3 protein-coding genes are annotated in these 3,597 nt (G+C 50.0%); all 3 read right to left on the bottom strand.

What is annotated here, in order from left to right; genetic code table 11:
• On the bottom strand, positions 1 to 902 hold a 902-nt coding region (locus tag KKE17_00100), incomplete at its 3' end, for an alpha/beta fold hydrolase (protein MBU1708386.1).
• Between the two features lie 50 nt (positions 903 to 952).
• Positions 953 to 2,110 (bottom strand): glycosyltransferase, encoded by a 1,158-nt coding sequence (locus tag KKE17_00095; protein ID MBU1708385.1) that lies wholly within the window; start codon positions 2,108 to 2,110, stop codon positions 953 to 955.
• Positions 2,107 to 3,555, bottom strand: coding sequence for an AarF/ABC1/UbiB kinase family protein (locus KKE17_00090; GenBank protein MBU1708384.1), 1,449 nt, complete (start codon positions 3,553 to 3,555; stop codon positions 2,107 to 2,109). Before KKE17_00090 ends, KKE17_00095 begins: the two co-directional genes overlap by 4 nt.
• Positions 3,556 to 3,597 lie beyond the last annotated feature (42 nt).

Raw genomic sequence — 3,597 nt, 5'->3', positions numbered from 1 at the left:
TATTTCAAGGCATGTGCAAAGGGAATTATCGGATCTGATCTGCCGTGAATGATCAGGATCGGCGCCTTGATTATGCCCAGCTCATCATAGCGGGAACCGGAAGCAAGGATTGCCTTGGTATGCTGTCTACCCACATGATGATTATAGCCACGGCGGCGCCGCATTTCGTAGACAACCTGTTGAGTAAAGGCTACCAGATCATAGGGATTATCCGTGTTTCCTTGCAAGAGTTGCAGCAAGCCAAGATTGAAGCGGATCATGTCTTCTTCGGTTTTCCACACGGCGTATTTCAGGATATATCTGGTGAGGTTAAAAAAAACAGCGATCGGCGTTCCCGGCAGATCGGGATCATCAAAATATCCGGTGGACATGATGGAGGCAAGGGACAACAGCCGATTGCCATTGCTGATGGCCAGGCGCTGACCGATCATTCCCCCCATAGAGGCGCCGATTACGTGGGCCTGCTCAATTCCGTTTGCATCCAGCACCGCCAGCGCATCCCTGGCCATATCCTCAAGGGTATACCTCTTCGCCCCGTCATTCATCCAGTCAGACATTCCGACGCCGCGATTATCATAGCGGATCACCCGGTAACCCGCCTCAACCAGCGGCCTGAAAAAATACTCCGGCCAGAACAAGGCCGAGGCACTGTGCCCCATGATCAGCAGCACGGTTCCCTTGGGCGGCCCTGCCGGATTGATAACCTCATACCAGATCTCAATGTCGCCGGATTTTGCAGTGCCGGTGACACCTGTAATTAATTCGGGAATATCTGCGGAAAAGACCTGTTCGATGATCGCATCGGTCTCTTCGGGCAACGGCGGGGCGGTGTTAATCAAAATCAAAAGTCCGACTACCAAAGCGGCCGATATTCCGCCAACTACGAGAAGCAATTTTTTCATTATTGATTAATCATCCCTCCATTAAACTGTGGAGTCTCATACGTATCACATCAAAAAAGCCCGCCTTGTTTCTTCATTTCATCAAGAGAATAATGGGTGCCACGCCAGGAGATGCCGTTATGGCGCAGGGTGAGGACTGCTGCCTTAATTGATAAGTATATATTGATATACGGCGTAACCAGTCCCCACACCGAATTCCACAGAGGCATTTTCAAATGAGAAAAACCATGGGCCAGGGACATGAGGCGGAAGAGAACTGCCGCCCCGAAAATGAGACGGGTGGTTCCGGTGGTGATGATTACTCCCCATAGCGGCAGTATATTCATCACAAAGATCAGTGTGCACCCCGCTAACACCCCAGGCACACTGAAATCATACACCGCAAAGGTGTTTTTCATCACCCCGTCGATGAGATCCCGAACCGTACCGTACCACTTCACCTGAAGAAATTTTTCGCCGATAATGCAATCCTGGGCAAAGCCTCTTTCTTTAAGCACTTTTCCCAGCATGATATCGTCGATGGGATGCATGGCAAAAGCACTGTGGCCGCCAATCGCCCCATAGGCGGAAGCCTTGACCATGTTGAATGCTCCGACCCCCATGAATTTCTTGCTCTTTTTATCTTTTGCCTTCCAGGGCTTGAAGAGCATCAACAGACCGCCGCCGACATCGAGAAACAGGGCGTTCAATATGCCGCCGGCGACTTTATTTTCAAAAAACATGCTCAGATGGTCCAGGCGGTTTTTCAGCACATGCCCCACTGCTCTTCTCAACGTTGATTTCTCAAAAACAATGTCGGCATCGGTGAACAGGAGGTATTCACCTTTGGCATGATCGGCGCCGTATTGCAGGGCATGGAGTTTTCCCATCCAGCCGGGGGGAAGCTCGGTGATTTCATGGATTTTGATTCTTGAATGCTTGTGTTGCATGCCCTTTAACACATCGGCGGTGCGGTCGGTTGAGCGATCGTTTATAACGATTATTTCCAGATCCGGATAATCAAGGGCCAGCACCGATTGCAGGGCAGGCTCCATGGTGTCCGCCTCGTTGCATGCCGGGATGATGATGGAAACTTTAGGCAAATCATCGGAATCCGCCGGAGGCACATCCTTGATATAGGTCATTCGCTTCATCCCCAGAGCGATTTCCAGGGATACGGCAAGGGTGAGCCCAAGGGATATGATCGACAGCCAGAATAAAACGCTCATCGCCCCTCAACGTGAGTATTATTTTCAATATATACCTTGCGGAAATTGAACCTGCATTTGAGTCGGTACATCAAAGTCCGGTGGCCTAATATGGTTCGGTTGGTCCAGTTCCAGATCGGCGCATATCTGCTCTGTCGCTGCTTGGCACACTCAACATTTATATCAACGCCCCGCTGAAACCAATCCTCATCACCAAAATCAAACGGCTCGTCTTTCTGGCCCGGCTCCGCAATCCACTCAAGGATTTTCTTCAATAACGCAACCCGCTTTTCATCCATTTCATGGATACTGTCATGGAGACATCCAGAAGCAATGACTTCATCAAGCTGTTGTTTGTCATGGGTGAACATCGCCACCTTTTCGCCATTATTGTTCAACTGCCATTCATCCTCAGTCAATTCCCGGTGGCAACCGAAATCAATGAATCCCAGACGGCCGTCATCCATCATCAGAAAATTACCCGGATGGGGATCAGCATAAAAAGTATTGGAGTGATAAGTCAAGCGCATCAAGGCCACAGATATCAACTCGCCAAAATGATTCCGCAATTCCTGGGTTGGATCATCCTTGATGAAATCCTGCAGATGTTTCCCCGGCAGATAGTCCATGGTAAGTACCCGGCTGGTGGAATAATCCTTATAATATTTCGGCACCACAATCTCATCGTGCTCCTTGAAAATATCCAGTGCTTTCTGCAAAAACTCCGCTTCCTTTTCATAGTCAGCTTCAAGTTTCAACATCTCTTCCGCATCCTCAAGATGGTCCATGATATAGTCCCACTCTTTTTGAAAACGCATGGGGGCGACCAGTGCTCTCAGGTTCCGCATATCCGAGCTGATCATCCGATTCATATTCGGATATTGAATTTTCACCGCCACTTCCTCGCCGGTTTTAAGGCGCGCCCTGTGCACCTGGCCCAGAGAGGCCGCGGCGAAAGCTTGCCGGTCAAATGATGCAAAAATCTCTTCCGGCTCCTTCCCCAGTTCATCGAGAAACACCTCACGGATCATCGAAAAATGCATGGCAGGCGCTTCAAAATGCAGGCTTCCCAGGACATCGGCAAACTCCCGGGGCAGAACCTTGGGGAGATTACCGAGCATCTGTCCGACCTTCATGATTGCGCCGCGCAGATAACCCATGGTGCCGAACAATTTCAGAGCGGCGGCCAGATTGGTTTCGTTGAGCAGTTGCTGCTTTTCGGAATCGTTCAGAAAATTGCTGCGCACCGCATAGGCAAGATACCCCATGGCAATCTTTGCCTGCATGCTGCCCAGGGTCCACATGCGGGCCAGCGAACCAACCGGGACTTTGCGGGTTGATATTCTGGCGATCAGGTCCCCCAGAGAATCTTTAAGGATCTGTTCTTCATTTAATTCCTTGGGCAACGCGGTTATCAACTCACTTACTTGTAACGAATCCCGGATTGTCTCACTTTTCGTCGTCATGATGTCCTCCAATTAATTAATGCAAGTTTCCTGAAATAGTCT

It is taken from the genome of Pseudomonadota bacterium, assembly GCA_018823135.1.
In the GTDB taxonomy this organism is placed as follows: domain Bacteria; phylum Desulfobacterota; class Desulfobulbia; order Desulfobulbales; family CALZHT01; genus JAHJJF01.
The sequence above is the reverse complement of the archived record's forward strand: the minus strand, read 5'-3'. Positions and strand labels throughout refer to the sequence as shown.

Bases quoted from the DNA above. Each gene is read 5' to 3' on its own strand.
- KKE17_00095 (MBU1708385.1), bottom strand. From the start codon at position 2,110: ATGAGCGTTTTATTCTGGCTGTCGATCATATCCCTTGGGCTCACCCTT.
- KKE17_00090 (MBU1708384.1), bottom strand. From the start codon at position 3,555: ATGACGACGAAAAGTGAGACAATCCGGGATTCGTTACAAGTAAGTGAG.